This is a genomic window from Paracoccaceae bacterium, from assembly GCA_033344815.1.
Taxonomy (GTDB): Bacteria; Pseudomonadota; Alphaproteobacteria; order Rhodobacterales; family Rhodobacteraceae; genus Roseobacter.
On sequence record JAWPMR010000001.1, the window covers coordinates 4,831,646 to 4,858,277 of the forward strand.

Consider the following 26,632-nt stretch of genomic DNA (forward strand, 5'->3'; position numbering starts at 1 on the left):
AATTATGCAGCGCATTCGTGCGGGTGTGGCGGAATGGTAGACGCGCTGGTTTTAGGTACCAGTTCCTCACGGAGTGAAGGTTCAAGTCCTTTCACCCGCACCAAAAAGGAATTCCTTGTCCTTCGTACCCCCTAGCGATTTGAATGCAAACGCCATTTCGGGGGTTCTAGCGCCCTCGTTTCGGCAGTATCGGATGCGGTCTTTCAGGGCGAGTTTTAGCACCAACGGCGTAAAAAAATCTGCTTAGGCCCCGGTGTTTCCCAGATTCTCCAAGGGCTTGCGAGAAACGCCAGAGCGGGCTCTTGTTTTTCTCATAGGTGCCTCTTGGTTCGGTCTGTTTTGTTAAATTTTCGGCCAGGCGGGCCTTGTCATGGTCGTGCTGTTCGATCTTTGCTTCATAGCGACGGATCACTGTGGCCTTGCCTGCGGCCATTATCAAATCCAGCAGTTTGTCGATTTCCTTATCGATCTGCGCAATCTGGCGCTTGCTTTCCCGGATCACAGCTTTTGCCTGATTGGGGTGGGCCTCCCAGATATAGCGGAACATATCGCGAGTGAGCCGCATGCAGGTTTGCTCTGGTTGCAGCGTTTTGATGATATCACCAACACCATCTTCCAACTGCGCGCGCTTGATGGATTTCCCGTAAGCCTCGCAGCCTTTGGTTTGGCAAAGGTAGTAGGGGTAGAGTTTGCCTTGCTTGCCCTTGGCAAAAGAGGACCGCAGAGGAACGTCTCAGCAGGTACAGATGGCAATCCCGCGCAACGCAAAGGCGTCTGCGATGTTCTTGCGCTTCGGGGCCTTGGCGACGCCCGCGCGGCGTTGCTGGACCTTGTCGAAGGTCTCCAGCGAGATGAGGGGCTCATGCTGCGCTTTCATTCAGTGGATGCCATATCTTTCTGAACAAATATGGCCGGTGTAGACGGGCCGCGTCAGAATGTCGGTGACACGCTGCTGTTTGACCTCCCCGTACTTGTCGCGTGGAAAGTCGGGATAGGATTCAAAAAAAGCGCTTAACCCCTGCCTGCGTTTCAAAACGTCCTGAGGCATAGCCTTCGAAAGCCTGTTTGACGATGTCGTCGAAGGGCGGGTTCTGGAACAGCATCCTACCGCGCCCAGAAACTTTCTTATAAACATACCCGACAGGCGGATTGTGGATCCAATATCCAGATTCCATGCGCGCTGTCATTTTCTGCCCGACCTGACGGGCGTTTTGCTTGCGCTCAAGCTGTCCTTGCGCGGCGAAGATCGTTTCCACGAATTCGTCCTCCGGCGTTTCATCAAAGGTAAAGTTCAGACATTCGAGCCTGTCGTTGCGGTCGCGAAAGGCCTGGCGCAGGCGGAAATGAAAGTCGCGGTCACGCGCAAATCGTTTCAGGGCGTCAAAGATGACGATGAACTCTTCATCCGGTTGCGCATCCAGAAACGACAAGAGCGCGACCATGCCGTGCCGTTTCACGAAGTCTCCGCCGCCCGTCATCGTGTCGGGGAAGGCCGCGACAACGTCGTACCCTTTGCTGTGCGCGTATTGGCGACAGCGGGTTTCCTGGGATTCAAGACCGTGCCCGTCCGCCTCCTGTCCCTCGGAAGACACACGGCAATATATCAGCAATTTGGGTTTTTCCGGGTTCATGCCTCCTCCTTTTGCCGTTCGGGTTGCTCCTTCGAGTTTAGCACAGCGGCGCGCAGCGCGGCGGTCAGATCAAGACTTTGTCCACTGGTTTTTTTCAGGGCGAACGATATCCCAGCCGAGGTCGACAAAGGAGAGCATGATCGAACAGAGGGTTTCGATCAGTTGGCGTTTTTCAGCGTCGCTGTCGTCACTGTCTTCGAGATAGGGCAGCCAGTCCTGCCAGTTCAGATGCAGACCGGGCGTGGGCGGCGGTGTCGGGGTGTGTTTGTCATAGAATTACTTTCTGAGTTGTGCCTCTTTGACATGAACAAAAGAGGAACATGATCTCAGTTGTTTTGGGATCTGGCAAGGATTATTTTCCTATTTTTTATCGTCTTGCCGGATCTCGGCGGTCACGCGTAGCTCTGCGTCTTGGTCTGCAGGGGCTGCTTTTTCGCCTTGCGGGCTGCGGTTTCGGCGTCGCGGACAGGGATGTGGTGCTGTTTTTCGAGCGCCTTGCCGTAGTCGTAGAGATCTTTGCCATGGTACTGCGCAAAGGTCTCTTTCATCAGGTCTTTCGCGGCGTTCTGGGTGATGCCAAGTTCCTTTGAAAGCGTTACGCCAGCCCGGTCGTAGGCCTTGTAAAAGGGCTGTGTCGGCGCTTTCTGGATCAACTCACCAATGGCTTCAGCGCAATCCAGAGCCCGCGTGCGGGCGATGTCCGGTAAGGTTTGTTCGGCGTTGATAAGACCCTCGCGCATCTGGTTCATGGACATTACCGCGCGCCGATCACCTGCAACGGGTCGATAATGATCTAGGCCGGGTTTGGAGCTGTGTTCTCGCGAACGACCCCCTCAACCCCGGTGCCGCCATTGCCGCGCCCCGCTGGGATATGGAACGGGGTGGCCCAGACCTCATCGCCGATGGCAAGACGCAGTTCGCCGCGAACACCGTCGTGCCGCTGCGCGCCGCCATAGTAGTTGACGGCGATTTGCATGCGTGCGAGATCCACGGGCTGCTTCACCGCAACGGTTTCAAAGTCGGTGCCTGGGCTCAGTGTGAAGTCCTTGAGGAGACGCCCTTCCGGGGTGTCAGCGTGACCAAAGAACACAACCTGTGCGGATGGTGTTGGGCGGACATAGAGATCGAGATCCGCACCAGCCACTTCCCAAGTGATCCCTACCGTCACGTTTGCGGCAGAGCGCCAAACGGGTTCGGGTGCGGCGGTGTCTTGAAGCGGGGTGCGAAAGAGATCCGGAACCGAACCGTCATCCGCTGCAAAGGTCAGCATCTCGATCTTTTCTTCAGGGCGCAGGGGCTCAGCATGCGGGATTTCCGGCACATCCTGACCTGCGCGCGCGAACAGCGTTTCCAAGTCGTGGCCGATATAGGCTGTTGATCCTCCGTGCTCTTCAAAGCCCACCGACCAGAAGCGCTGGACGTGATGCGCGGAGCCTTTGATGGCCAATTGAGCGTTGTCTGACCAAAATCTAAAAGGAGCGCGAGCCGAGGATTTCATTGAACGTGAGAAAGAGGCTGCCCAATGATACCCTATTATCGCCCAAAAGACGGCGACTGCTAAGTCTTTTTGGATTGGCTGAGATTTATTGGACCTACTTCGTTAAAAGATGGCACGCCCAGTTGCCCCAAGGCCCGGACCAACTCGAGGTGCAAGATGTCGAATGCTCTTTGCGCACCAGCCTTACCACCAGCACCGACGCCATAGGCAAAGGCCCGTCCTGCGAAAGCAAAATCAGCTCCAAGCGCCTTCGCCCGCAACATATCAGCGCCGCGGCGTATGCCACTGTCCAGGATGATCGTCATGTCGCCCGCGACGGCGTTTGCGATAGCGGGCAGTGCATCGATTGTGGCCGGGCCAAAGGCCACCTGACGGCCGCCATGGTTAGACACGATAATACCGTCGCAGCCCAGTTTGGCGCAGGTTTCCGCGTCTTTTGCGTGCAAGATGCCCTTGACGAGCAAGCGGCCTTTCCAGCGTGCGCGCAGGCGTTTGAGGTCCTCCCATGTGAAGCCCGGCGTGATCAGGGTTTTTTGGACGTCGGCATAGGACGTCGCGCTTTGCAAAAGATCGGCATAGTTGGCCACATTGGGCGTGCCGTGTTTCAGGCTTGTGAGGGCCCATCGTGGGTTCGCCGCGCATTGTAACATCACATCTGGTGTAAACCGAAACGGCACTGCAAGCTGGTTGCGAATATCACGGTCGCGCTTGCCCGCAGCGGGGACATCGGCTGTGACCATCAAGGTGGTGTAACCAGCCGCCTCGGCCCGCGAGATTAGGCCTTCGGTGACATCTGCGTCGCTTGAGACATAAAGCTGAAACCAACCGTTTCCGTCTGCGGCATCAGCCAGCATTTCAAGGCTGGTAGAGGCAGCAGAACTGGCCACATAGGGTATATTCTGAACCTTGCAAAGCCGCGCCAGCGTCCGGTCGGCACCCGGCCAAAAAGCGTTAAGCATGCCGATGGGTGCCATGCCAAAAGGGGCGTCGAAGGTTTGCCCGAAAACGGTGGTACGGGTGTCGATTTGGGACACATCCACCATGTAGCGTGGCGTTAGCTCGACTTCTTCGAACGCCTCAGAGTTTCGGCGCATATTGCGTTCATTTTCCGCACCTCCATCAACCAGGTCGAAGGCAAAACGCGGAATCCGGGCTTTGGAGCGCAGCCGCAGATCGTCAATAGAGGCCGCGCGTTCCAGCCCCATCAGATTGACCAGCCGCCATCTATTGCAAAGGACTGCCCCGTGGTGAAGGCCGACATATCCCCTGCCAGATAACACACCATCTCGGCAATCTCCTCTGGCTGCCCAAGGCGCCCCATAGGCTGGCGTTCTTTGAATGCAGCGAGGGCTTTGTCGAAATCGCCGGTGGCGCATAGTCGGTCAAGCAAGGAGGGGCTTTGCACCGTGCCCGGGCAGATTGCGTTGCACCGGATGCCGTCCTTGACGAAGTCGGCTGCGATGGCCTTGGTCATGCCAATGATCGCCCCTTTTGAGGCCCCTTAGGCAAAGCGGCGTGGCGCGCCTTTCTCGCTTGAGACGATGGAGGCGATGTTGATGATCGAGCCGTGCTTGTTGGCCAGCATGCCGGGAAGCACCACTTTGGTGATGCGGTATGTGGCCTTGGCGTTCAGATCAAAGGCGCGGTCCCAAACGCTTTCTTCGCAATCAAGGATCGTACCATCGTGAACCCATCCCGCGCAGTTGAGAAGGATGTCCACGGATGCGACAGATGCGACGAGCGCCTGAACCGCTTCGGCATCCAGAACATCAAGTGCATGCCCCGTGATTTTTTTCGATGTGTCCGCCAGTTCCGCAACCGCAGCACCATCCAGATCAATGGCGATGACCTGTGCGCCGCGCGCGGCGAGGGCTTCGGCGCTGGCGCGGCCGATGCCTGCACCCGCCGCAGTGATCAGCGCGGTTTTGCCTTCAAGTGATTGTTGCATGTTTCTCTCCTAGCGGGCGAGCCAACCGCCATCGACGGTTATCACGCTGCCATGGCAATAACTTGCGGCGTCAGACGCCAGAAAAACCGCAGCACCTGCGATTTCGGATGGATCGGCAAAGCGGCCCGCGGGAATTCGCTCCAGCAGAGCTTTAGATCGGTCCGGATCGTCACGCAGGGCCTGCGTGTTGTCTGTGGCAGTGTAGCCGGGAGCGATCGAGTTCACGTTCACCCCATGGGGCGCCCATTCATTGCACAGCGCCTTGGTCAGACCGACAACGGCATGTTTGCTGGACGCATAGGCCGGCACCCGCAGGCCCCCTTGCGATGCCAGAACGGACGATACGATGATGATCTTGCCCGCGACCTGCGCCACCATGCGTTTGCCCGCCGCTTGGCTTAGCAGCCATACGGAGTCGAGGTTGACGGACAGTACGCGTCGCCAATCCTCCAGCGGCATGTCCGTGCTGTCTTCGCGGTGGATGATCCCGGCGTTGTTGACGAGAATGTCCAGCCCGCCCAAGGTGTCGCTGGCAAAGCTTACTACGGCCTCGGCACCGGTTTGATCCATGTTGAAAAAGTCGGCTTGCACGGCCGCACCTTTCACACCCGACGCCTCGATCTTCGTCAGGACCTCGTCGGGTTGATGGCTGCGATAGGTCAGCGCCACATCAGCTCCGGCAGCGGCAAGGCCGAGGGCAATGCCCTCGCCGATGCCGGTTGCTCCGCCGGTGACCAATGCGCGGCGTCCGGCCAGATCAAACAGGTTAGCCATGTCAGTACCGGTTCGCGATTGGCAGTTCTTCGGCAGGGAAGAGGCTGATCACCTCGCAGCCGGTTTCTGTCACCACAACCTCTTCCTCGATCCGCGCGGCGGAATAGCCGTCTGTTGCGGGGCAGTAAGTTTCCAAAGCGAACACCATGCCGGTCTGAATCTCCATCGGGTGATCAAGGCTGACCGCGCGGCTGATAATCGGGCGTTCGTGCAGGGCAAGGCCCAAACCGTGGCCAAACTGCAAGCCAAAGGCAGCGTCTTCGTTTGGAAAGCCCAGGGATTCCGCAGTTGGCCAAACCTCGGCCACCTTGTCGGTGGTCACGCCCGGTTTGATCATCGCGATGGAGGCGTCGATCCATTCGCGCGCCTTGACGTAGGCATCATTTTGCGAGGGCGTGGCCCGTCCCACATTGAACGTCCGGTAATAGCATGTCCGGTACCCCTGATAGCTCTGCAGGATGTCGAAAAATGCCTGGTCGCCGGGCCTTATCAGCCGGTCGGTAAAGTTGTGCGGGTGCGGATTGCAACGCTCACCCGAGATCGCGTTGACCGCTTCCACATCATCTGATCCCATCTCGTAGAGCATCTTGTTGGACAACGCGACGATATCGTTTTCGCGCACTCCAGGTTTCAGCTCTTCATAGATCATGTGATAGACGCCATCGACCATGGATGCGGCCTGCGTCAAAAGCTGGATTTCGTCCCAGTTCTTGATCTCACGTGCGGCCAGCATGATCTGCTGTCCGTCGACCACGTTGATCCCTTCCTCAAGCAGAGCATGGAACATGGCGGTTTCGGCATAGTCCACGCCCACCGGCATGTCGGCCATTCCTGCGTCCTTAATGAGTTGGGCAATCATCTTGGCGTATTTGCGCATCAGGCCGAACTCGGGCGGGATGGTGCCACGCATGCCCACAACGCCAGCAAGGCAATGATCGGGTTCCAGCCAGTCGGAATAGCGCTTGTGGTGTACTGCAGCCGAACCGAAATCCCAAACGTAAGGACTGTCGTCGCCCGTCAGGAGGCAAAACCGGCACATCTTGTCGCGCTCCCATTCGCCGATCTTGGTGGCAGAGACGTAGCGGATGTTGTTCACATCAAAAAGCAACAGCGTGCCTGCATCGGACGCCTGAAGCGCCTGCCGCGTGCGGGCGAGCCGGTAGCGGCGCAGTCGGTCGTGGTCCACCCGGCGTTCGAAATCTACCGTTGTATGTCCCCAGGCGGGCAGTCTGTCGCGCCACTCCCAGTTGGGTTCAAGGTCTTGCGGCGTAAGCAGGTTCGGCATGAGTGCGTTTCCTGGACGTTCGGACATAGTATTCTCCCTGGAGGACGTTGCCCCTGTCAAATATGAGTAAAATCGGTGTGATCGTCGTTACTGGATGCACCAACCACCATCGATGTGGATCATTTGGCCGGTCATGTAGTCACTGTCGTCGGATGCTAGAAAAGACGCGGTACCGACGATGTCATTGGGGTAGGATACACGTTTGATCTGCAACGCGTCGCGCACTATGTCTTCGTAGGCTTGGCCTTCTTTCTCCTTGAAGCCGATATCCACAAGATCTTTGTCAAGTTGTTCCCAGAGCGGGGTCACAACAACGCCCGGCGCGTAGCCGTTCACAGTGATGCCATGTTCTGCCAGACCGAGGGCACCACAATGTGTCAAAGCAAGGCAGCCGTACTTAGAGGTGCAGTACACCGTCACGTCCACCAGCGGTTTGCGGGACGCAATGGAGCCGACGTTGATCAGCTTGTAGGGGTGGCCTTCCATTGGCCCTTGGGCAATCATCTGTCGGGCGGTTTCCTGCATGCCCAGCCACATGGCCTTCGTGTTGACGTTCATGATCATGTCCCAGTTGTCCTCATCAATATCCATGAAGAACCGGGGCTTGTTCAGGCCTGCATTAAACAGACCTACATTGATCGATCCGAAGGCCTCGACTGTGGCGGCCACGGCGGCGGCGTTATCTTTGCGCTTGGTGACATCCATTTTGACGGCAATCGCTTTGCCGTTGTCGGCGGCGTTGATCTCGTCTGCCACGGTCTGCGCCATGTCGAGGTCGAGATCACCGATACAGACGTTGGCGCCTTGTTCGGAAAACGACCGCGCGTTGGCTTCGCCCATGCCGCGGGCAGCACCGGTGATCAGAATATTTTTACCTTTGAGGCGGTTGGGGTCCATGGTTGTCTCCTCCTGTTGTCACGTAGACCTATGCTTTTGAATGACGGCGTCAGCTCTCTCCTGGGCGCGACGCAATGTTTCAGACGGGGGGGTCAGCCCGCGCAGCATGTCGTGGAATTCCTCACCGCAAATCTGGATGATCTCGGTGATCTCGGGCACGGGCGGACGCGGCCAGAATTGCAGCTCGTCGCGCCATGACATTGCATCCACGGCCTCGAAGATGGCGGATAAGCGGCGGACGTCCGGGTCGGCACCGACTGAATAGCGCGGATTGGTTCGGCTACCGTTTTGGATATACAGCTTTTGTGCCTCGGGTGATGTGAAAACGCGCAGCGCCTCGACGGCCGCAGGCACGCGATCTGGCGGCAGATTGGAAGGAATACCCATGATATAGCCGCCCACAGGTGCAATCTGGCTGGCACCGGGGCCAGCGGGATGAGGCAGATACCCGGTCTGACCATCGGCGGGTGAATCCTCGTCCAGCTCAAAATACGGGGCGAGCAGAGTGTAACCATAGGCCATCGCGATACGGCCCTCCGCATAGGGCCGCACACGTTCATACCAAGACATCGACAGGATATCGGGCGGCGAATATTCCATCAGTTCCAGCAGGAATTCGGCGGCACGCAGGCCCGCTTCGGTGTCGATCGTGACGTTGTAGCGCCGATCTGCCAGATGGCTCGTGGCAAAGCCGCCGGCGACCGGGGGCAGATCAAGGACAGGCTGACCGAAATCGGCAAGTGTCATCAGAACGGTGTGACCAAGTGCCGTCCCGCGCGCGGCGTTCCATGCGATGCCGTGTCGGCCGCGTTGTGGATCGTGTAACGCCTTGGCAGCGGCAAGCAGCGCGTCGGTTGTCGCTGGCGGCTCCAGCCCGGCCTCGGCAAACATGTCCTTGCGATAAAACAGAAGTTCCGGTGTGGTCTGGGCTGGCAATCCGTAAGGTTTACCGCCCCAATGCGCGGCCTCCCAGCCCGCAGTGTGAAAATCGGCAGGATCGACGCTCACAATCTCCATCACCTCGTCCAGCGGCATCAGGATGCCGCGCTCAGCGAAGTCCCCGACCCAAGGCAAGTCAACGGCAACGATGTCATAGCGGCTGACTTCGCGCTCTGCATTGCGCACAGCCTCCTCGTGCAGGCGGTCGATGGAAAATGCGCGTTGATGGATTTGCGCGCCGATGGACTGCTCAAATTGCCGCTTGAGGTTATCCATCACCATGAAGGTAGGGTCGCCATGGACCAACACGCGCAAGCCGCCCGCAAGGTTCAATGGCTCGGTCAGCACCTGAAGTGGTGGGATCGACTTGGCGTCCATATAGGATCCGCCAAAGTAGTAGTCCTGGGTTTCTCCGAGCGTCTGTTCGCCGCCGAAACGGCTTGCAGCCAGACGGCCGACGCGGCTCGACAGTTGCATCCATTGATTCAGCAGCTTTTCGCTTGGGTGCATGGAAAAGCTTTTGCCGGTCTTGGTGCGCGGGCGCTGTTCGATTAGGCCATCGCTGAGCATTTCCTTTAGACGACGGTTCGCCGTGGCGTAGGGCGCGCGGCTGGCGCCAATCAGAGCGGTCGCGGTGATCAGGCGACCCTCAAGGTGTCGACGCATTAAGAGAAGTGTCATCCGCAGGTTTGGATTCGGGGCGGAAAGGTTCACCACGTCTTCCAGTTCATCACATAAGGACTCCAGAAAAGCGATGATCTGAAGCATCTCGGTTTTGGCCCTGGGGGGCACTAACCCGGCTGTTTTACGTCCGCTCATTGCATTCATGGGACTGTTTTTTTCTTTCTGGATGGAATTGAAGTTGGTGCGGCGCGCCCCACCGGCCAAAACCTTCAATTTGGAAGAATTGGATTTACCCATTGGTGATCGCCTTCATAAATTGCCAACGCAGATGGGAAAACGTACCGCAAAAATGTCCATATTGAATATAAAGATATCCAAAATGAATATTTTTTGTGACGCACCGGTTGAGGCAACCCCACATGGTCAATGCAGTTTGATTGATCATGATTCCTCGACTGTTGATGGGAATCAAATAAACTGAATTCTGGAAGTTTCCTTGGGAGGAAATCAAAAATGAAAGTTCGTACACTTCTCGCAGCGACTACCGCAACGGCGACGATAACCTTTGCAGGTATCGCCTCCGCCGAAACCATGACTATCGGCATCACGCAGAACAATGTGGGGGTCGACAGCTACCAGACCACCTATGAGAAGGCCTTCATCGCCGCGGCCGAAGCCAACAGTGACGTTGAAGTCGTCGTGTTGGACGCCGGTGGTGACGTTGCGCGCCAGATTGCTCAGATGGAAGACCTCATCCAGCAGGAAGTGGATGCCATCATCATCTGGCCAACAAACGGCGAGGCTGTGATCCCTGCTGTTCGCAAGGCGCATCAGGCTGATATCCCGGTTGTCGTTACCAACTCAAACATCGCTGAAGCTGGCTTTGATTTCGTCTCTTCCTTCTCCGGTCCTGACAACATCACTCAGGGCATCCGCTCTGCCGAGATCATGTGTGACCGCTTCAAGGCCATGGGAATCGAAGACGAAGCAAAGGTTGTCCACATCACAGGCCAGCCAGGCTACACGACGGCCATCGAACGCGCCAAGGGCTTCAACGACCGTCTGCCCGAAGTCTGCCCGAACGTTGAGCAGATCGACGAGCAACCGGGTGACTGGAACCGCGAAAAGTCGCAGCAGGTCATGGAGGCCTTCCTCGTGAAGTATGACGACATCGACGGTGTCTATTCTGGCGATGACAACATGGGTGTTGGCGCAATGAATGCCGCCGTGGCCGCTGGGCGCGAGGGTATTACCTTCGTCGGCGCTACCAACTTCGCAGTGGGCTATGAAGCAATGGCCGCGGGTACTTACTGGGGGTCAATCTACCAGTCGCCTGTTGATGACGCAAAAGCGGCGTTGAAAACCGCGATTGACCTGCTCAACGGGGAAGAACTGCCGTTCCTGAACTACTTCGATACACCGAAGATCACTCAGGACAACATGGGCGAGTTTACCAAGCCGGTATTCTAAGATCCCAACTTTGGGTAGGGGGCTACGGCCCCCGTCCCCTTACGCATTCCAAAATGGGTTCAGGTATGGGAGAGGACCAATGGGTCGAGTCTCTGGTCGCTCGTGCATTGTCACAGGTGCCGCGCAAGGTATCGGGCGGGCAATTGCCGAGGCGCTTTTAGACGAAGGAGCAAGCGTTTGTTTCGCCGATATCAATGGCGATAAGGTCGCTGAGGTCGCAGACCTGAACCTGAAAACACACAGCGATGGCGACGTAACACATGCGCAGGTTGATGTGACCGACCGCTCGGCGGTACGCGCCATGATTGACCATACTGTCGCGTCGTTTGGCAAGCTGGATGTAAAGTTCAACAACGCAGGTGTAAACCGGCCCATGAACTTTATGGATGTCACCGAAGACAACTGGCATTTCATTATGGGGGTCAACGGGTTGGGCTGTATGATCGGCATGCAGGAGGCGGCCCGCCAGATGATCGCGCAGGGCACAGGCGGTAAGATCATCAACACCGCCTCAGTCGCGAGCCGTCAGGGTTTTGACAATGTGGCCCCGTATTGTGCCAGCAAATTTGCCGTCGTATCGCTGACTCAGTCAGGCGCGCGCGCTTTGGCCAAGCATGACATAACGGTCACGGGTTTTGCCCCCGGCGTGGTTGCGACCGAGATGTGGGAGCAGGTCGATAAGGACTTGATGGCGATCGGTGCTGCTGAACGGCCCGGTCAGGCGATGGAGGAGTTTTCGTCTGAAATCTTGCGCGGGCGCGTTGCCGTGCCGCAAGACATCATTGGAACGACCACTTTTCTGGCAGCGCCGGAAAGCGACTACATGACAGGTCAGGTCGTGATGATCGACGGGGGCATGACGCTGGTTTGATCTGACATGCCGGGTGAGGGAATTCGGCAGGTTGGATGGGAGATAAACGAACCGCCGTCAGGCGCGGTCCTAGGGAGGGAACAATGGCTGAGTTTACGAGGCAGGATATCGGAGAGTTGCTGGCGAAACAGGGCATCCTGATCGCCTTTGCCCTTTTCATAATCGGGTTCACAATTGCCAACCCGAAATTTCTGACCCTCGACAATTTTGAGAACGTGGTGAGGTCTTCGGCGATTCTGGGTGTGATGGCGCTGGGGGTGACCTTCGTCGTGATCAGCGGCAATCTCGATCTCTCTGTGGGGTCGATGATGTCATTTTCGACCATCGTTGTACTTGATCTTCACGACAAGATAGGACCGACCCTTGCGATCCCTGCCATGTTTGCGATGACTTTATGCCTTGGGGCGTTCATCGGGTTTCTCGTCGGTTACCTGAAGCTTAATTCACTGATTGTGACGTTGGGGATGCTTTCGGCCATTCACGGACTGACGCTGACCTATTCAGGTGGCAAGAACATGGACATCGCAGACAAGGAAGGCACCTGGTTTGATATCTTTGGTCAAGGGAGTGTCTTTGGGATTCAGACGCCGATACTAATTTTCTTCGCATTGGCTGCTTTGCTGGGCATCATCTTGTCAAAAACGCCGTTTGGCCGAAAAGTATACGCGGTAGGCGGTAACGGTACGGCAGCGACCTTCTCCGGCATAAATCGGGCCCGCGTGGTTTTCATTTGCTACCTTATGAGTGCGTTCTGCGTGGCCACGGCCGGTCTGATGCAGGCCAGCCGTTCCATGGGGTCGCAGAACACCGTAGGACAAGGGCTGGAGCTTGAAGTGCTTGCAGCGGTCATTCTTGGCGGGGCATCGCTGCTGGGGGGATCGGGGACGATGTTCAAGACGGTGATCGGCGTGCTGATCCTCGGGTTTATTCAGAATGGTCTTTTGCTGGTCGGGCTTGATTTCTCCGTACAATACGTCGTGACCTGGGTCATCATCATCCTAGCAGTCTGGCTCGATATTGCGGCCAAGCGCGGCAAGCTTATGTCGCCGATCGCGTAAGGGAGGCAGGAAGATGCAAGCTGGAAAACTCTCAAGATATCTCAAGGGCGGCGCCATCTGGGGCTTTATCGTCTTTGAATTGATCTTCTTCTCTGTGGCCGGCGAGTTCTTCTCCGTCAGCGACAAGGCCTTTATGGACGGCGACAACATGCTGTTGCTGCTCAAGCAGTCGGCGCCGATCGGTATCATCGCCATGGGCATGACCATCGTCATGGTCAACGGCAATATCGACCTGTCAGTCGGGGCGATATACGCGATTTGCGCCATTGTCCTATTGGATTCGATGACATGGGCAATGTTTGAAGGGCTCGGAAACTGGGTCATTCCCGTGGCCTGGTGCCTGGCTCTGCTGACCGGTGTGGTTTTTGGTGCGATCAACGGATTGATTGTGTGGAAGACCGGGGTGGACGCCTTTATCGTGACGCTTGGTTCTATGCTGGGCTTTCGCGGATTGGTTTTCATGTATAACGGCGAGCAACCGACAAGCCATCTCAATTGGACGCTGGTCGATTTCGCCGAAGCACAATTTCTTGGTCTTCACACTGCAACATGGTTCCTGCTGATCGTTACAGCGGCGATCTGGTTTCTGATGAACCGCACAGTCCATGGCCGCAACGCCTATGCCATCGGTAACAACCGCGAAGCGGCGGTCAATGCGGGCATCCGTGTCGGTCCGCATATGATGATTAATTTCATGATTATCGGTTTTTTGGCCGCGCTCTCCGCGGTGGTATTTTATTCGGAATCCGGATCGGTGAACCCCAACGACGGCCAGCTTTACGAATTATGGGTGATCACTGCCGTCGTGCTGGGAGGCACCAAGCTGACTGGTGGGGCGGGCTCGATCATCTCGACCTTCGGGGGCGTGATTGCGATTCAGCTTTTGCGCAAGGGCTTGGCCCATATCGGCGCAGATACATCGACCGTCAACCTTGTGATCGGTCTGATTTTGATTGCTGTGCTCTTCCTTGACCGGCAGCTGAACGTGAAAGGCAAAGAGGAGTTGAAGGTATGACCGGGACGATTGATCTAACGACCCCCGCCCCTGTCCTGCGTCTTGAAGGGATCGTAAAGACCTTTCCCGGTGTACGGGCCCTTGATGGCGTCTCGCTGACCATTATGCCCGGCGAAGTCCATGCCTTGATGGGTGAAAATGGTGCTGGAAAATCCACCCTGATGAAGGTGCTTGGCGGTATTCACCAACCCGACGAAGGTCAGATCATTGTGGAGGAGAAACCGGTGGTCATGTCCGGCCCATTGGAAGCGAAAGCCAAGGGTATCGTATTCATTCACCAGGAACTCAGCCTGGCAGATGAGCTCAGTGTGGCGGAGAACATCTACCTCGGAGAATTGCCACGCAAGCGTTTTGGGTTGGTGGACTGGTCCGAACTCGAGACCAAGACCAACGCGATCCTCGAAAGGCTCAAGGTCAGTTTCAATGCCAAGACCCGCGTTGGCGACCTTTCGATTGCCAACCAGCAGATGGTCGAAATCGCACGAGCTCTGACCGTCGACGCCAAGGCCGTGATTTTTGACGAGCCGACAGCCTCGCTGACCGACGCGGAAAAAGTGGTTTTGTTCGAGGTCATCTCTGACTTGCAACAACAGCGCGTGGGCATCGCCTATATTTCGCACCGGATGGAAGAGATATTCAAGATCACCGACCGGATCAGCGTTTTGCGCGATGGCCAATATCAGGGCACGGTCAATACCGCCGATACGAACGAAGAAGGCGTGACCCAGATGATGATCGGGCGCAAGCTTGACCTCAGTCGCAACGAGAGCCATCACGAACTGGGCGATGTCGCTCTCGAAGTGCACGAATTGAGCTGTGGCCATTTGTTTCAGGATGTCAGCTTCGAGGTGCGACGCGGCGAGGTCGTCGGTTTTTACGGTCTTGTCGGGGCAGGGCGGACGGAAATCGCCGAAACACTGTTTGGCCTTCGAAACCCGTCATCCGGCTCGATCCTGATGGACGGCGAAGAGGTAAGAATTCACTCACCTTATGACGCGATCGAGCGGGGCATATCGCTGGTGCCAGAAGATCGGAAGGAGCAGGGGATAGTTCTGGGGATGAACTGCCGGGATAACATGACCCTGCCGCAGGTCGATGACCTCAAATCCGGCCCCTTCGTTGCCGACGGTGCCGAGATCGCAATCTTCGATCAATACCGCGACAAGCTCGACATCAGGACACCGGGCTGGAAACAGCTCGTGGGCAATCTCTCGGGTGGCAACCAGCAAAAGATTGTCATCGGAAAATGGCTGTCTATGCGGCCCAACGTGCTGATCGTAGACGAACCCACACGCGGCATCGACGTGGGCTCTAAGGCCGAGATTCACAATCTGCTCCGCGACTTGGCATCGCAGGGCTATGCGGTGATCGTGATCAGCTCGGAAATGCCAGAGGTGCTGCATGTGGCCGACCGCATAGTGGCGATGTACTCGGGCCGGATTATGCGGACTTTCACCTCTGAAGAAGTGACCGAGGAAAACCTGATAGCCGCGATTTCGGGCTTGGAAACCGAAAAGGTGGCTTGATGCGGGTGGGTTTTGTCGGTCTGGGCCGTATGGGCGCACATATGGCACGCAATCTGTTCCGTGCAGGGCATGACGTGACGCTCTGGAACCGCTCGCCTTGCAAGGCCCAAGATCTGGCCGCAGAGTTGGGTTGTGCCTTGGCGGACAGTCCCCGGGCGCTGTCTAATGCGGCGGAGGTGGTCGTGACCATGTTGGCCCATGATCTATCTTCCGAAGCAGTGCATGGCGGCCCGGACGGGCTTTGCGCCGGGTCGGCGCGGACCTATGTCGAGATGGGTACGATGAGCCCGGATCACATCGCATGGCTGGCAGAGGAAGCCCCTCTGGGCTCCCGTGTGATCGACGCGCCGGTTTCAGGTGCTACGCAGGCAGCCGCCGATGGACAGCTGATGATCATGGCGGGCTGCACGCCAGAAGACGCCTTGCCGCTAACCCCGGTCTTCGAGGCAATGGGCAAGAAAACACTCTGCCTTGGTCAGGCAGGTAACGCTGCGGTGATGAAATTGGCGGTCAACTCGCTGATCCACGGCATCAACCAGACCCTGGCCGAAGCGATGACGCTTGCACAGGCAGCGGGGATCGCACCGGAAACGGCTTTCGACGTGATCGAGGCCTCTGCTGCCTGTGCGCCGATGCTCAAATACCGGCGTCCACTTTATCTGAACGAGGCAGATCACGACGTGACCTTCACCGTGTCGCTGGCGCGCAAGGACATGGAGGTTACGGCACAACTTGCAGATCGGCTGGGCACCAAGGTGCCGCAAGGCCGCGCTACTCTGGCCAAATTGGTCGAGGCTGAAACCGCAGGTTTTGGCACCCGCGACATGGCATCGATGTTGGCCTTTATGCGACAGGACACGTTATGAAAGCTGCTTTATTTGTCGGTGGATGGGAAGGCCATACGCCAACCCATTTTGCCGAATGGTACAAGGACCTGCTCGAAACCAACGGCTGCACGGTTGATATCTATGAGACGCTTGAACCCCTGGCGCAGCCCGAAAACTTGTCCGATGTTGATTTGATCACGCCGATCTGGTCTTCCGCCCGGTCAGGTCACCGCGAAGAATTCGGTAATATGACCAAACCGCAAGAAGACGGTCTGCTGAAGTTGATCGCCGATGGATGCGGAATCGCGGGATGGCACGGGCACATGGGGGACGCCTTCCGCGACCGCCCGACCTATCATTTTCTGATCGGGGGGCAATTTGTGGCACATCCGCCTGGTTGGCCCGACAATCTTCAGCCGCGCGAAGATTACGTCGACTACGACGTCACCATCTGCAAACCCGACGATCCGATTGTGCAGGGCATCAAAAGTTTCCGCCTGACGACCGAACAATATTACATGCTTGTCGATCCTTCCAACGATGTTTTGGCAACAACGACATTTTCGGGCGATCACCTGTGGTGGATTGAAGGCACTGTGATCCCTGTTGTCTGGAAACGTCGTTGGGACAAGGGTCGCGTTTTTTATTGCTCTATCGGTCATGAACTGGACGACCTAAAAGTGCCGCAAGTCACTGAAATCATTCGGCGCGGCGCGTTGTGGGCCGCGCGCGGGAACTGACTAAACCCAACAAATTCAATATTAGGGAGGAAACGACAAGAAGCTTATCCGCTTTTGTGCGCCCAGCGTAGAAAAACCTGGGCTTTCGGATATAGCTGGCCGCGTGCGCGATTTGTTGAGCGAGGTTTCGGACATTTCTGGCGATACACTGCGTCTCGCAGGCCTGCAGGTGCTGCGCGCGCCGGGCCTGGAATTGCTGCCGGTGGTCGAGGGCCCACCGCAAGAGGGTTTGCGCCTTGGGGCCTGTGTGGGTGGCATCGGCAAATACGTCTGCGTCGATTTGGACTGTGCCGATAACGCCGAAGAGGCGGGAATGGCAATGGTAGATGGAAACAGGCCTTGTTCGCTGGAAGTTCACAAGCATTGGGGGTGGGGTCATACTAAAACACCAAACCGATCACTCACTTAATCGACTGTGTCATAATCGAACTTCCAGCCATGGCGCATAGAGAGAAGCAACTCAAAACGACCGTTCCACGCGTACTACCATGATTAGGTCTGGCTTTTCCGCTGCACCTAGAAGCTCCTGTGGCAGTGTTCGAAGTTTGGAACTCCAGTGTCCAAGATAGTGAATCTCCTTAAAGGTCGCGTCGATGAAGGGCATCAGAGTATTAGTGAAAGAGTCACCAACTACCCAGACAGTTTTCTCAGATAGTGGTGCCTTGTTCATCACGATCTCAGCGCGGGCAAAAGACGTTTCTGGCAGGTTCGTAAGAGGCTTGATTTCCAAGTCGGGAACGCTGGCCCATTCGACCTGCCAATTGTCGCCTTTGGCCACCGGTACATCCTCAAGCTGAGAGATCGTGATTAAATCGCCAGAGTATGGCCCTGCGGCTTCGAACGATACTTCCGGAACAAGCCAGCCCATGCGTTCTGCCATAGTGGAAAAGACAAGAAACGCTCCCTTGTCGTTCCAGTGCGTGTCTGTTTTGAAGTACAACAGACCGGAACTCTCCTTAGCATGCAGCAAGTCTTCGACCGGATCAATCACAGTCAGATTCGGAATAGTGTTCAGTTGCTCGGTGAAATAGGTCACATAGCGCGCTTCTGAGGGCACTATCTCATAAGGCAGATACTCCGGATAGACCGTGGATTTGTTTGGGCCAATCAACAAGACAACCGGCGTGTCTGTCGTCGCCGCAGCCTCAGCAAGGTCCGCGAAAAGCCTTACTTCACGGGCAATATCGTCTGGATTCGGGGGATGTGCGAGCTTCAGTTTCGCTACTGTTTTGTCGAACTCGTTGCCAAGAAAGAGCCACCCCTCCTGGCCCCGATACCATTTGGACGATGGGCCATAAATATGTTCGGCCCCTGGACGTTTGATTGACAGCTCTTCTGGCGTACGCGTTGCAGAGAAATCTGTTCGACTGATTGCGTGTCCAGTCAGGCCAACGCAAATCATCGCGATCATTAAACCAATTATCTTCTGGCGAATATTTCTAAGTCCAAACCTCAAGGGCTTTTCAACAAACCTGACCGTCAGCCACGCAAGAATTATCGCCAAAACGATTGCAACGCTTCGGGCATCCTGATGCGGAACCTCGCCTTCAACAATTTGGAGAAATGACAAAATGGGCCAGTGCCAAAGATAAAGCGGATAGCTGATCAAACCAAACCAGATCGCAATCGGGTTCATCATGAAAATCCGATTGGACCACGCGGTAGCTCCTGCCGCGATTATAAGAATGGCACCGCAAACTGGAACGAGAGCCGAGGCAGAAGGATACGGCCTGTCTGAGGTGAACTCGACAAAACCGTAGATCAGGAGGCAAAGCCCTCCCAAGGCCAAGCCATTTTCAATGAAGCTCGTCTTTCCCTGTGCGATACCCAAGGGGACCATCCGCCCGATGAATGTGTCGACGAACGCCTTGGTTTTGGCTACCGCATTACGTTTATAGTGCATCGTCCAGGCAAGCGCACTGCCGCTCAACAGTTCCCAGAAACGGCCGAAAGGCCAGAAAAAGACTTCGGTCGGTTTCGTCGTCACGAAGCGAACGTTGAAATAAAACGATGCTAATGCAATCAAAAGTGTGATCCACATGAGGCTGAAGCGCTGCCTCCAGGCTAGCCACAGAGCGACTGGCCAAAAGATGTAAAATTGTTCTTCAACGGCAAGGCTCCACAAATGGAGCATGGGCTTCGTATCTGCAGCGGTATCGAAATATGCACTTTCGCCCACGAGTATGAAGTTTACGATGAAGGCTGCGCCACTGGCGACATGTTTTCCTAGTTGTTGAAACTCTTCTGACAATAGGGCGAACCAGCCGAAGATCAGAGAACTGGCCATCACGAGAATGAGTGCCGGAAAAATCCTCCGGATGCGTCTACCAAAAAAGCCGCTAAACGAAAACGTGCCTTCCTCGAGGCCCTCAAAAATATGAGCGGTTATGAGATACCCGCTGATTACGAAAAAGACATCAACCCCGATGAAGCCACCCGTCAAAGCCGTAGGAAAGGCGTGATACAAAACAACCGAAAGCACAGCAAAGGCCCTCAGGCCGTCTATTTCAGCCCTATACACCGTTTTTTTGGGTTCTGCTGAGGGCATGGTGCTCGCTTTGTAGTGTCAGCCCGCAGTTGATCTTCTGTGTGGTCCGGAGCATCTGTTCGGTTATTCACACAAAACTCGTTGCGCCCGCAACATGCAAAATTTGGAACGCTTTGCTCTAACCCGCCATTAGATGCAACTTGCGCAAATGTCAGCTTTGGCCGACTTCAGAATTTTGCAATGGCAGCTCTGTCTGGAGGGTGTGTGGAAACCCGGTTGATCTCCGAGCCTCTAATCGCTTTCGACTTTTGTTTCCTTTTTGGCTTGGTGTCATCAACTTGATGGACTGGATGGATTGTGAGGACGGCGGAAGCCATCTGAGACGGATGGGGCTGTTTGGGCGCAAGTTGCAGGGCAAACGAGGGCTCTTGCGCCCTCGTAGTTGCGATCCTCGTCGGTACGTCCATGATCTCAGCACGCGGGTCATGTTGTAGGCGAGTACGTGCAGCGCCATCTTGCTGGCGACATTTTTCAACCTGCGCATCGTGAAGTGCGTCGCGCCCATCCATGATTTAATCGTGCCGTAGGGATGCTCAACCGTCATGCTGCGCACAGCGCGTTGAGTGGAATCCTTGTCCAGCCGCTGCTGCACCCGTTCCAGAACGTCTTCGTGTTCCCAGCGTCGAACGCGGCGTTCCTTGCTGTTTGTGCATTTGTCCCTAATCGCGCAGCCCGCGCATTCGCTCGACCAATATGTCCGGATAGCTTTGCCGTCTTGCTGGCCGGTAAATCGGTTAGTCAGCTTCTCGCCTGCCGGGCAAACGTAAATGTCTTGGTCAGCGGCATGAGCAAAGTCAGCCATATCGAACTGCCCGCGAGCCGCGGCATTAGAGGTCATGGGTTTTGGAACAACAACCGAGATACCAGCATCTTCGCTGGCAACAATTTCTTCGCCTTTGTAATACCCCTTGTCCGCGATTGCTGTGAGATGATCTGTCGTCACGACATCGTTCGCTGCCGCAGCCATCATCGACAAAGCATCTCGGTCAAAACCAAGCATCGTAACTTCATGCGCAACGATCAGGTGGTGATCGGTTTCGACAGCGGTTTGAACATTGTAATCGACCATGCGTGGCATCCGTGCTGTCGTCGCCATGGATCGGCCATCAATATCCGTCAACGAGACTTGGGTTTCGCCTGTCTCATCTATCCACTGTTCAATTGATCTGTAGCGCACGGCCTCCTTTTGCAGGTGTTCAAGCTTTCTCAAGGTAGGTTATATGCGAACCTCTGGCAGCACCGTGCCAGTCTGCTCAACACCTCATCGGCACGATCCAACTCACCAATATAACGCTCGATTGCCTTGTCGATCTCACCCAACTTCTGACGCAGCTTACCAAGCGTATAATTCTTGGTTTTGGCATTCAAAACTTTGAACCGGTTGCCATCAATGGCAACGACATCACTGTCTAGCAAATCCATGTTGCGAAACAGGGCAACGAACTGCTTACACACCCTGCAGATCGCAGGCACTTTATCTTTGTGGAAGTCCGCAATCGTCTTGAAGTCTGGCTTCAGCCGACCCGTCAGCCAAATGAGTTCCTGATTACGTCCGCACTCTCGTTCCAGCTGCCGCGATGACTGGACCTGGTTCAAATAACCGTAGAGGTAAATCCGCAGCATCAGACCTGGATGATGACCCGGTCTGCCGGTGGCCGCGCGTTGCACATTGAAGCCAAGTGCTGCGAGCTCAAGCATGTCACTAAAGGCATCAATGGCACGTACAGAGCTGTTCTCTTCAACGTAATCATCAAGGTGTTCAGGCAGCGACACCGTCTGCTGGCGATCCAAACCTTCGATAAATTGCGCTATGACCAACCTCCGTACCGAATACGGAAATCATACCGTCAGCCCGGTCAAAATGGGGGAGTTTCCACACACCCTCTCCGCTCTGTCGCGGGTGCTTTGCGCAGTACCCAAGTAATACGGGCTTTCACCAAACCTTAGCTGCAGCTTGAGTCTATGACGGCACCTGGTCTGAAGTGGACATGACCGTCAACCATGTCGGGTGGAGCAGCAGGCATTCTCCGCAGGTGCTAAATCTCACGGTCCTATCCGGGAAGCTTGATATTCAACGACTCATCAACGCCATTCATTTCTGCTGCGCAGCAAAAAACATCGAGCCGGTATCGATCATAGCCAACGATGGGTTATCGGGTCGATGCTAGCGACAAAACCTAAAGGCGTGGTAGTACTCAACTGGAAAATCAAAGTCAGGTTCGGCGTGGTAGGCAGGTTTGATCTGCACGCGAAGAGATCGCGTTGGAACCTACAAAGCAGCTAGTGCCGGAATGTTTAGACAAGGAAATCGAAATGAATTTTTTGACAAAGTTTTGTGGTCTGGCCGTCGTAGGAATCATGAGTTTCAGCGCAAATTCGGCGCGTTCTTGTACCTTTATCACACTTACAGGCGCTGATGGCACGGTCGTTGCCTCACGGACAATGGAATGGGGCGCTTTCGATTTGTCGCCGATGATGACGTTCGTACCTGCGGGTACGAATGGCGCATCCATGCGTATGCCAGACGGGCAGGACGGGGCAAAATGGGTTACCAAATATGACGTCACCGGCGTGACAATTCTGGACCAGATGCTGTTTGGCGATGGGATCAACTCCGAAGGTTTGAACGTGTCCTTGCTCTATTTGCCAGGGTTCGCAGAGTATCAGGCATACGACCCTGAAAAAGCTGAAAGTTCGCTCGCTCCTGTGGATTTTGGTGGATTCATGTTAGGTCAATTTGCGACTGTGGCCGAAGTCAGGCAGGCAGTCGAAAATATCCGTGTTGTGCCGATTGTCACACCCGAACTTGGTATTCCTGCGCCGGCGCATTTCTCAATAACCGACAAAAGCGGCGACCAGATCATAGTTGAATATGTCGAGGGCGCACTGACAGTTCATGAAAACTCGTTAGGTGTTATGACGAATTCACCGCCTTACGACTGGCATGTCAATAATGCGCGGAATTATATCAACATGCGATCCGTGGATTGGCCTGAGGTTGACATCAACGGTGTTGATCTTGCGCCTATTGGGTATGGAACCGGGCTTTTGGGTTTACCCGGAGATTTTACACCGCCCTCACGGTTTATCCGTGCGTTGGCTTGGACGCAAACGTCTCGTCCGACCGATGGTGGAGAAGATACGGTACACGAGGCTCTTCGCATTCTTGCAAATTTCCAACTGCCAATGGAGGCGACCGATCAAAAGTTGAATCCAGCCGAGCTGGAAGTTTTGAAGTACGGAGGCACACAGTACACAGTGGCATATGATTTGCAGAATTTGAGGGCCTATTTCCAAACAAGCGATAACCCTGGGGTGCGCAGCGTTGACTTAAGCAATTTTGATTTCGACGGACTCTCCACGCCATTGAAAATACCAATGCGCGATCCGGGGATGCCGTTTGCAATAGATGTAACACCTGGTCGCTGAAAACTGCATCCCCTACGATGAAAGGGCCCCTGACCAGAGGCCGCTTTTACGCTTCAGAAGGCCAGAGACTGTCGGCTTTAGCCGAAATGAATTGACCGTCCAGACGATGACACGCGGGATTCCTTTGACGGTGCCATCACCCGCAACAGATATTTTGAACTACAAGCACCTCGGGCAGAAAAAGAAGGTGACGATCTGGAGCGGTTTGTGATTTCTAGGGAGACAACTCCAGCAATTTTAGGAGTTTGACATCCGGCAAACTGAATGTCTTGTCGAAAATGGGCTGTTCAGGGCCGTAGATGGGTGTATCGATCAACCCGTCTCTATAAAGATCGGCCTCAATGAGGGGCGCCGATTATGCCCGAGCGATAGGCACGGCGAGGAGAATGGCCAGAACCGACGTGGTTGCGAGAAAACGGGTTTCATGTCCGGAATCTTGTCCCCGAAATCTGGTGGTATAGGTTCCGCGCGGGTGTAGCGAAGGTCCGAAGTGAAATGTCTTGGCAGTTCTGAACGCCTGCCGGGATCACATTGGGCGACTATTTCTTCATCGCAACGAGCGGGGGAGGCGTATAGGTCTGGGCGATAATATCCGAGCCCGGCCCGTAATTACGCAGCACCATCCAGAACGGACCATTCGGCGCTGGCAACCAGTTGGCTTCGTTATCCTTGCCTGGCGATGTTTCGCTGATATAAATCGTCAGCGATCCGTCATCGCCATAGACGACACCACTTGTGGAACTCCCGATTGAATAGCGGTCGATTGGATTGTCGACCAGAAAACGTTCGGGCAGTTCATACATGGTGATCGACCAGAAGAACTTCACATCAGGCAATTGGTCTTCGGTGAAAGTGATCTCGTAACTGGCCTTGCTGCCATCGGTCGGGTTGCCATCGCTATCGGCGGGCAAAGGTATATAGACCGATATGGTGTCAACATTGCCAAAGATCCCGAAAAATACGCCGAGGGCACGATTGAGGTAATCATCTTTTGCATCCGCGCGGGAGCGGTAGAATTTGAGGGGTTCGGCGAGAACATTAGCGTTGGAGACGGCCTCTTGGATCGCATCCTTCTGACCCGCCAGGATTGCGTCCTGTATTTCCTTGCTTAGCGTGGAGGGGTTCCACGGTTTGCCGCGCTCAAGTCCGATCTTTGCCATGTCGGCATAAGCATCCTTGTCTATGTCGTTGGCAGTCGTGAACGGAAGCAGGAACGCAGCATATTCCCAAAATCTGTCAGTCGTCTCGTCACCAACGGTCCAGGTCATCCACTCGATTTCGGGAGCGGGTTCCGGTGCGTCGGTTCCAAGGAATGCGCTGAGCGGCTGCAGCTTATACTTCTTCTGGATGTCTTGGACGTTCGGCAAATCTTGGTCACCGAGAAGTTGCGTGCGCGTTAGCGTTGACAGGATATCGCTTTCACCCTGGATCACACGGTCGATGCCCTCGGGCAGCGCGCCAGTCCAAGAGGGTGATGCCAGCAAGACACTAACCCCTCCATTGCCATCTTCGGGCGAACCCGGATTGCCCAATACATATCCCCAGAGATCATTCCACTGGCTCGTGTAGAACCTGCTGTTGTCGATCTTGGGTAGTGTCATTACCCATGGTTCGGCGCGCAGGTCGAGCCAGGCATAGGAATACGGACTGTCGTTATTCGGCGTAACGATGGTGGTGTCCGCCGGGGTAGACGTGCCCAAATGCAGCCAGTTTCCCAGACATACGCCGTTCTTGGGGTCCAGTGCTTGCTGGTACATCGTGCCGTAGTACATCACCATCGGATATGTGAAGACATAGGCCTGTTTGGCGATTTTCCTCGCCTCCTCGGCTGTCAGATCAGCAGCGGCATGACCGCCAACGGCCGAAGAAAGCGCGAGCGAGACACCAAGGGCTGCCATGCGGACTGAGTGCAGGATGCCCCCAGGCCTGGCACAGTGTCTCGGCCGGTTGGCAGGACTTGTCGGGGCGGTTGGTTCTAAGGAGTTTGTCATCGACGATTTCCTTGTGATGGGAGGCAGATCCAGCTTCGGCCTGAAAATGTCCGTCTTCGAACAGTTTAACACAGATGGCGGTTTGACGTTGAGGTGTCACTGCTAATCTGGCTTCAGTTAAGCAGCGGATTTGGCGGGCTGCAAGCGCCTTGGTTTCATTGCTTTCCTCTTTGTCTTTTCACGTTCGAGCAGGATGGTATGGCCTCTGTCCTTGTGGATGTCGGCGGGTGTCAAATTACGCAAGCTCTCGTGATATCTCTGGTGATTGCAGTGCCTGACAAAAGCCGCGATCTGCGCTTCGAAATCACCAGGCAGGAAGTCGTTTTCCAACAAGAGGCGGTTCTTGAGAGACTGGCGTCAGCATTCCCGCGCCCGGCAGTCATTTTGCAGAAACGATGAAAGGTATAGAGGTCGATCTTTGCATCTGATCAGAGCCCGGCAACAGATGGACTCCATCACAAACACGCGCCGCAAGCGGTAACGCTGACACAAAAACTCTCAGGTCTCTTCGAAACGGACCTTGCCGATAAAGGGTAGGTTTCGGTTTCGCTGAGCAAAATCAATGCCGTAACCAACGACGAATTCATCTGGAATTTCAAAACCAGTCCAGCTTGCCTTGAAATCCACTTCGCGCCGGCTTGGCTTGTCCAGCAATGCTATGGACTTAAGACGCGCGGGCAGGCGGCTTTCCAACAGATGCGTGACATGGTTCAGGGTGTGGCCTGTGTCGACAATGTCCTCAACCACCAGAACATCACGCCCCTCAATTGTGCCGCGCAAGTCCTTCAGAATGCGCACCTCGCGGCTGCTTTCCATGCCGTCTCCATAGCTGGAGGCTTCCAGAAAATCGACCTCGATCGGCAAATCTAATTCGCGCACCAGGTCGGCAATAAACACAAAACTGCCCCGCAACAAACCAACCACCACCAGCTTGTCGGTGCCGGCGAACTCTGTCTTGATGTCGCGGCAAAGCTCTTCAATGCGTGCGGCAATCGATTTGGCTGAAATCATTTCATCTATGACATATGGACGCGTGGACATGGGTTAGGCCTTGATCTTGAGCGATGGAAATAGGACACGAATGGCTACCCTTACCAAACTGACAAATCAATGCCTACGCACTCTGAGACCCGACACCTGCCGTACACGGCGCAACAAATGTATGATCTTGTCGCCGATGTGGCGCGATATCCTGAATTTTTACCATGGTGTTCGGCGGCGCGCGTGAATTCGGTCACCCCAACGGGCGATGCTGACATCATGGAGGCCGATCTGGTGATCAGCTTCAAAGTGTTTCGGGAACGGTTTACCAGCCGCGTCGCATTGATGCCGCATGATAAAAGGATAGACACGGAATACCTTGATGGACCTTTCAAATACATGAAGTCCAATTGGGCCTTCGTGGATGTCGGTGGGGGATGCGAGGTCAGTTTTTTTGTCGACTTCGCCTTTCGAAACATGATTTTGGAGCGCTTGATCGGTGTGGTTTTCAATGAGGCCATGCAGCGTATCGTGCGCGCTTTTGAGGCACGTGCGGAGGCGCTTTATGGCACATAAGCGC

The 26,632-nt window shown here is 55.4% G+C and carries 24 protein-coding genes, 1 tRNA gene and 3 pseudogenes; 12 read left to right on the forward strand and 16 right to left on the reverse strand.

Annotation, left to right across the window (positions count from 1 at the left end):
• The first annotated feature begins 19 nt into the window (after positions 1-19).
• Positions 20-103 (forward strand) — tRNA-Leu (locus R8G34_22425).
• A gap of 63 nt (positions 104-166) precedes the next feature.
• On the opposite strand, the gene R8G34_22430 is transcribed toward R8G34_22425, so the two are convergent.
• The 11 genes and pseudogenes from R8G34_22430 to R8G34_22480 all read right to left on the reverse strand — a co-directional run bounded on the left by R8G34_22430 (position 167) and on the right by R8G34_22480 (position 9,800).
• Positions 167-619, reverse strand: a complete 453-nt coding sequence (locus R8G34_22430) for a hypothetical protein (GenBank protein MDW3225613.1) — start codon at positions 617-619, stop codon at positions 167-169.
• A gap of 114 nt (positions 620-733) precedes the next feature.
• Positions 734-877 carry a hypothetical protein gene (locus R8G34_22435; protein ID MDW3225614.1) on the reverse strand — a complete coding sequence of 48 codons (144 nt, stop codon included), beginning with the start codon at positions 875-877 and terminating at the stop codon, positions 734-736.
• Between the two features lie 121 nt (positions 878-998).
• A complete protein-coding gene (locus tag R8G34_22440) occupies positions 999-1,631 on the reverse strand; it encodes a recombinase family protein (protein ID MDW3225615.1) in 633 nt (210 codons plus the stop codon).
• A 392-nt stretch (positions 1,632-2,023) separates the two neighbouring features.
• A complete protein-coding gene (locus R8G34_22445; GenBank protein MDW3225616.1) occupies positions 2,024-2,380 on the reverse strand; it encodes a hypothetical protein in 357 nt (118 codons plus the stop codon).
• 44 nt (positions 2,381-2,424) lie between these two features.
• Positions 2,425-3,078, reverse strand: a complete 654-nt coding sequence (locus tag R8G34_22450) for a hypothetical protein (protein ID MDW3225617.1) — start codon at positions 3,076-3,078, stop codon at positions 2,425-2,427.
• Between the two features lie 110 nt (positions 3,079-3,188).
• Positions 3,189-4,334 (reverse strand): alpha-hydroxy acid oxidase, encoded by a 1,146-nt coding sequence (locus R8G34_22455; protein ID MDW3225618.1) that lies wholly within the window; start codon positions 4,332-4,334, stop codon positions 3,189-3,191.
• Positions 4,334-5,077, reverse strand: a pseudogene (locus R8G34_22460) (SDR family oxidoreductase). The gene R8G34_22455 and the pseudogene R8G34_22460 overlap by 1 nt, the downstream one beginning before the upstream one ends.
• Positions 5,078-5,086: 9 nt before the next feature.
• Positions 5,087-5,851 carry an SDR family oxidoreductase gene (locus tag R8G34_22465; GenBank protein ID MDW3225619.1) on the reverse strand — a complete coding sequence of 255 codons (765 nt, stop codon included), beginning with the start codon at positions 5,849-5,851 and terminating at the stop codon, positions 5,087-5,089.
• Between the two features lies 1 nt (position 5,852).
• Positions 5,853-7,163, reverse strand: a complete 1,311-nt coding sequence (locus tag R8G34_22470) for a Xaa-Pro peptidase family protein (GenBank protein MDW3225620.1) — start codon at positions 7,161-7,163, stop codon at positions 5,853-5,855.
• Between the two features lie 60 nt (positions 7,164-7,223).
• A complete protein-coding gene (locus R8G34_22475) occupies positions 7,224-8,033 on the reverse strand; it encodes an SDR family oxidoreductase (protein MDW3225621.1) in 810 nt (269 codons plus the stop codon).
• Between the two features lie 18 nt (positions 8,034-8,051).
• The gene (locus R8G34_22480; GenBank protein ID MDW3225622.1) at positions 8,052-9,800 is read right to left on the reverse strand and encodes an extracellular solute-binding protein; all 1,749 of its coding nucleotides are present in this window, start codon (positions 9,798-9,800) and stop codon (positions 8,052-8,054) included.
• Between the two features lie 22 nt (positions 9,801-9,822).
• Here R8G34_22480 and R8G34_22485 point away from each other — a divergent pair, with 22 nt between their 5' ends.
• The 9 genes from R8G34_22485 (at position 9,823) to R8G34_22525 (ending at position 17,512) form a co-directional block, all read left to right on the forward strand.
• On the forward strand, positions 9,823-10,077 hold the full coding sequence (locus tag R8G34_22485) for a hypothetical protein (GenBank protein ID MDW3225623.1): 255 nt from the start codon (positions 9,823-9,825) through the stop codon (positions 10,075-10,077).
• 32 nt (positions 10,078-10,109) lie between these two features.
• Complete coding sequence (locus R8G34_22490) at positions 10,110-11,066, forward strand: sugar ABC transporter substrate-binding protein (GenBank protein MDW3225624.1); 957 nt, start codon at positions 10,110-10,112, stop codon at positions 11,064-11,066.
• 79 nt (positions 11,067-11,145) lie between these two features.
• Positions 11,146-11,937 carry an SDR family oxidoreductase gene (locus tag R8G34_22495; protein ID MDW3225625.1) on the forward strand — a complete coding sequence of 264 codons (792 nt, stop codon included), beginning with the start codon at positions 11,146-11,148 and terminating at the stop codon, positions 11,935-11,937.
• Between the two features lie 83 nt (positions 11,938-12,020).
• Complete coding sequence (locus R8G34_22500) at positions 12,021-12,995, forward strand: ABC transporter permease (protein MDW3225626.1); 975 nt, start codon at positions 12,021-12,023, stop codon at positions 12,993-12,995.
• A 13-nt stretch (positions 12,996-13,008) separates the two neighbouring features.
• Positions 13,009-14,010, forward strand: a complete 1,002-nt coding sequence (locus tag R8G34_22505; GenBank protein MDW3225627.1) for an ABC transporter permease — start codon at positions 13,009-13,011, stop codon at positions 14,008-14,010.
• Positions 14,007-15,536, forward strand: coding sequence for a sugar ABC transporter ATP-binding protein (locus R8G34_22510; protein MDW3225628.1), 1,530 nt, complete (start codon positions 14,007-14,009; stop codon positions 15,534-15,536). The genes R8G34_22505 and R8G34_22510 overlap by 4 nt, the downstream gene beginning before the upstream one ends.
• The gene (locus tag R8G34_22515) at positions 15,536-16,402 is read left to right on the forward strand and encodes an NAD(P)-dependent oxidoreductase (protein MDW3225629.1); all 867 of its coding nucleotides are present in this window, start codon (positions 15,536-15,538) and stop codon (positions 16,400-16,402) included. The genes R8G34_22510 and R8G34_22515 overlap by 1 nt, the downstream gene beginning before the upstream one ends.
• Positions 16,399-17,103 (forward strand): ThuA domain-containing protein, encoded by a 705-nt coding sequence (locus R8G34_22520; protein ID MDW3225630.1) that lies wholly within the window; start codon positions 16,399-16,401, stop codon positions 17,101-17,103. Before R8G34_22515 ends, R8G34_22520 begins: the two co-directional genes overlap by 4 nt.
• A 103-nt stretch (positions 17,104-17,206) precedes the next feature.
• The gene (locus R8G34_22525; GenBank protein MDW3225631.1) at positions 17,207-17,512 is read left to right on the forward strand and encodes a hypothetical protein; all 306 of its coding nucleotides are present in this window, start codon (positions 17,207-17,209) and stop codon (positions 17,510-17,512) included.
• A gap of 51 nt (positions 17,513-17,563) precedes the next feature.
• Here R8G34_22525 and R8G34_22530 read toward each other — a convergent pair whose 3' ends face one another.
• Positions 17,564-19,651, reverse strand: coding sequence for an acyltransferase family protein (locus tag R8G34_22530; protein MDW3225632.1), 2,088 nt, complete (start codon positions 19,649-19,651; stop codon positions 17,564-17,566).
• Between the two features lie 412 nt (positions 19,652-20,063).
• Positions 20,064-21,463 (reverse strand): annotated as a pseudogene (locus R8G34_22535) (IS1182 family transposase).
• A gap of 546 nt (positions 21,464-22,009) precedes the next feature.
• On the opposite strand from R8G34_22535, the gene R8G34_22540 reads away from it, so the two are divergent.
• Entirely contained in the window at positions 22,010-23,080 is a 1,071-nt protein-coding gene (locus R8G34_22540; GenBank protein ID MDW3225633.1) for a choloylglycine hydrolase family protein, read from the forward strand.
• A 539-nt stretch (positions 23,081-23,619) separates the two neighbouring features.
• Here the strand turns inward: R8G34_22540 and R8G34_22545 are convergent.
• The 3 genes and pseudogenes from R8G34_22545 to hpt all read right to left on the reverse strand — a co-directional run bounded on the left by R8G34_22545 (position 23,620) and on the right by hpt (position 26,112).
• Positions 23,620-24,978 (reverse strand): DUF1214 domain-containing protein, encoded by a 1,359-nt coding sequence (locus R8G34_22545; protein ID MDW3225634.1) that lies wholly within the window; start codon positions 24,976-24,978, stop codon positions 23,620-23,622.
• 210 nt (positions 24,979-25,188) lie between these two features.
• Positions 25,189-25,425: pseudogene (locus tag R8G34_22550) on the reverse strand (IS3 family transposase).
• A 144-nt stretch (positions 25,426-25,569) separates the two neighbouring features.
• Entirely contained in the window at positions 25,570-26,112 is a 543-nt protein-coding gene (gene hpt / locus R8G34_22555) for a hypoxanthine phosphoribosyltransferase (GenBank protein MDW3225635.1), read from the reverse strand.
• A 69-nt stretch (positions 26,113-26,181) separates the two neighbouring features.
• Here hpt and R8G34_22560 point away from each other — a divergent pair, with 69 nt between their 5' ends.
• A complete protein-coding gene (locus R8G34_22560; protein MDW3225636.1) occupies positions 26,182-26,628 on the forward strand; it encodes a type II toxin-antitoxin system RatA family toxin in 447 nt (148 codons plus the stop codon).
• Positions 26,629-26,632 lie beyond the last annotated feature (4 nt).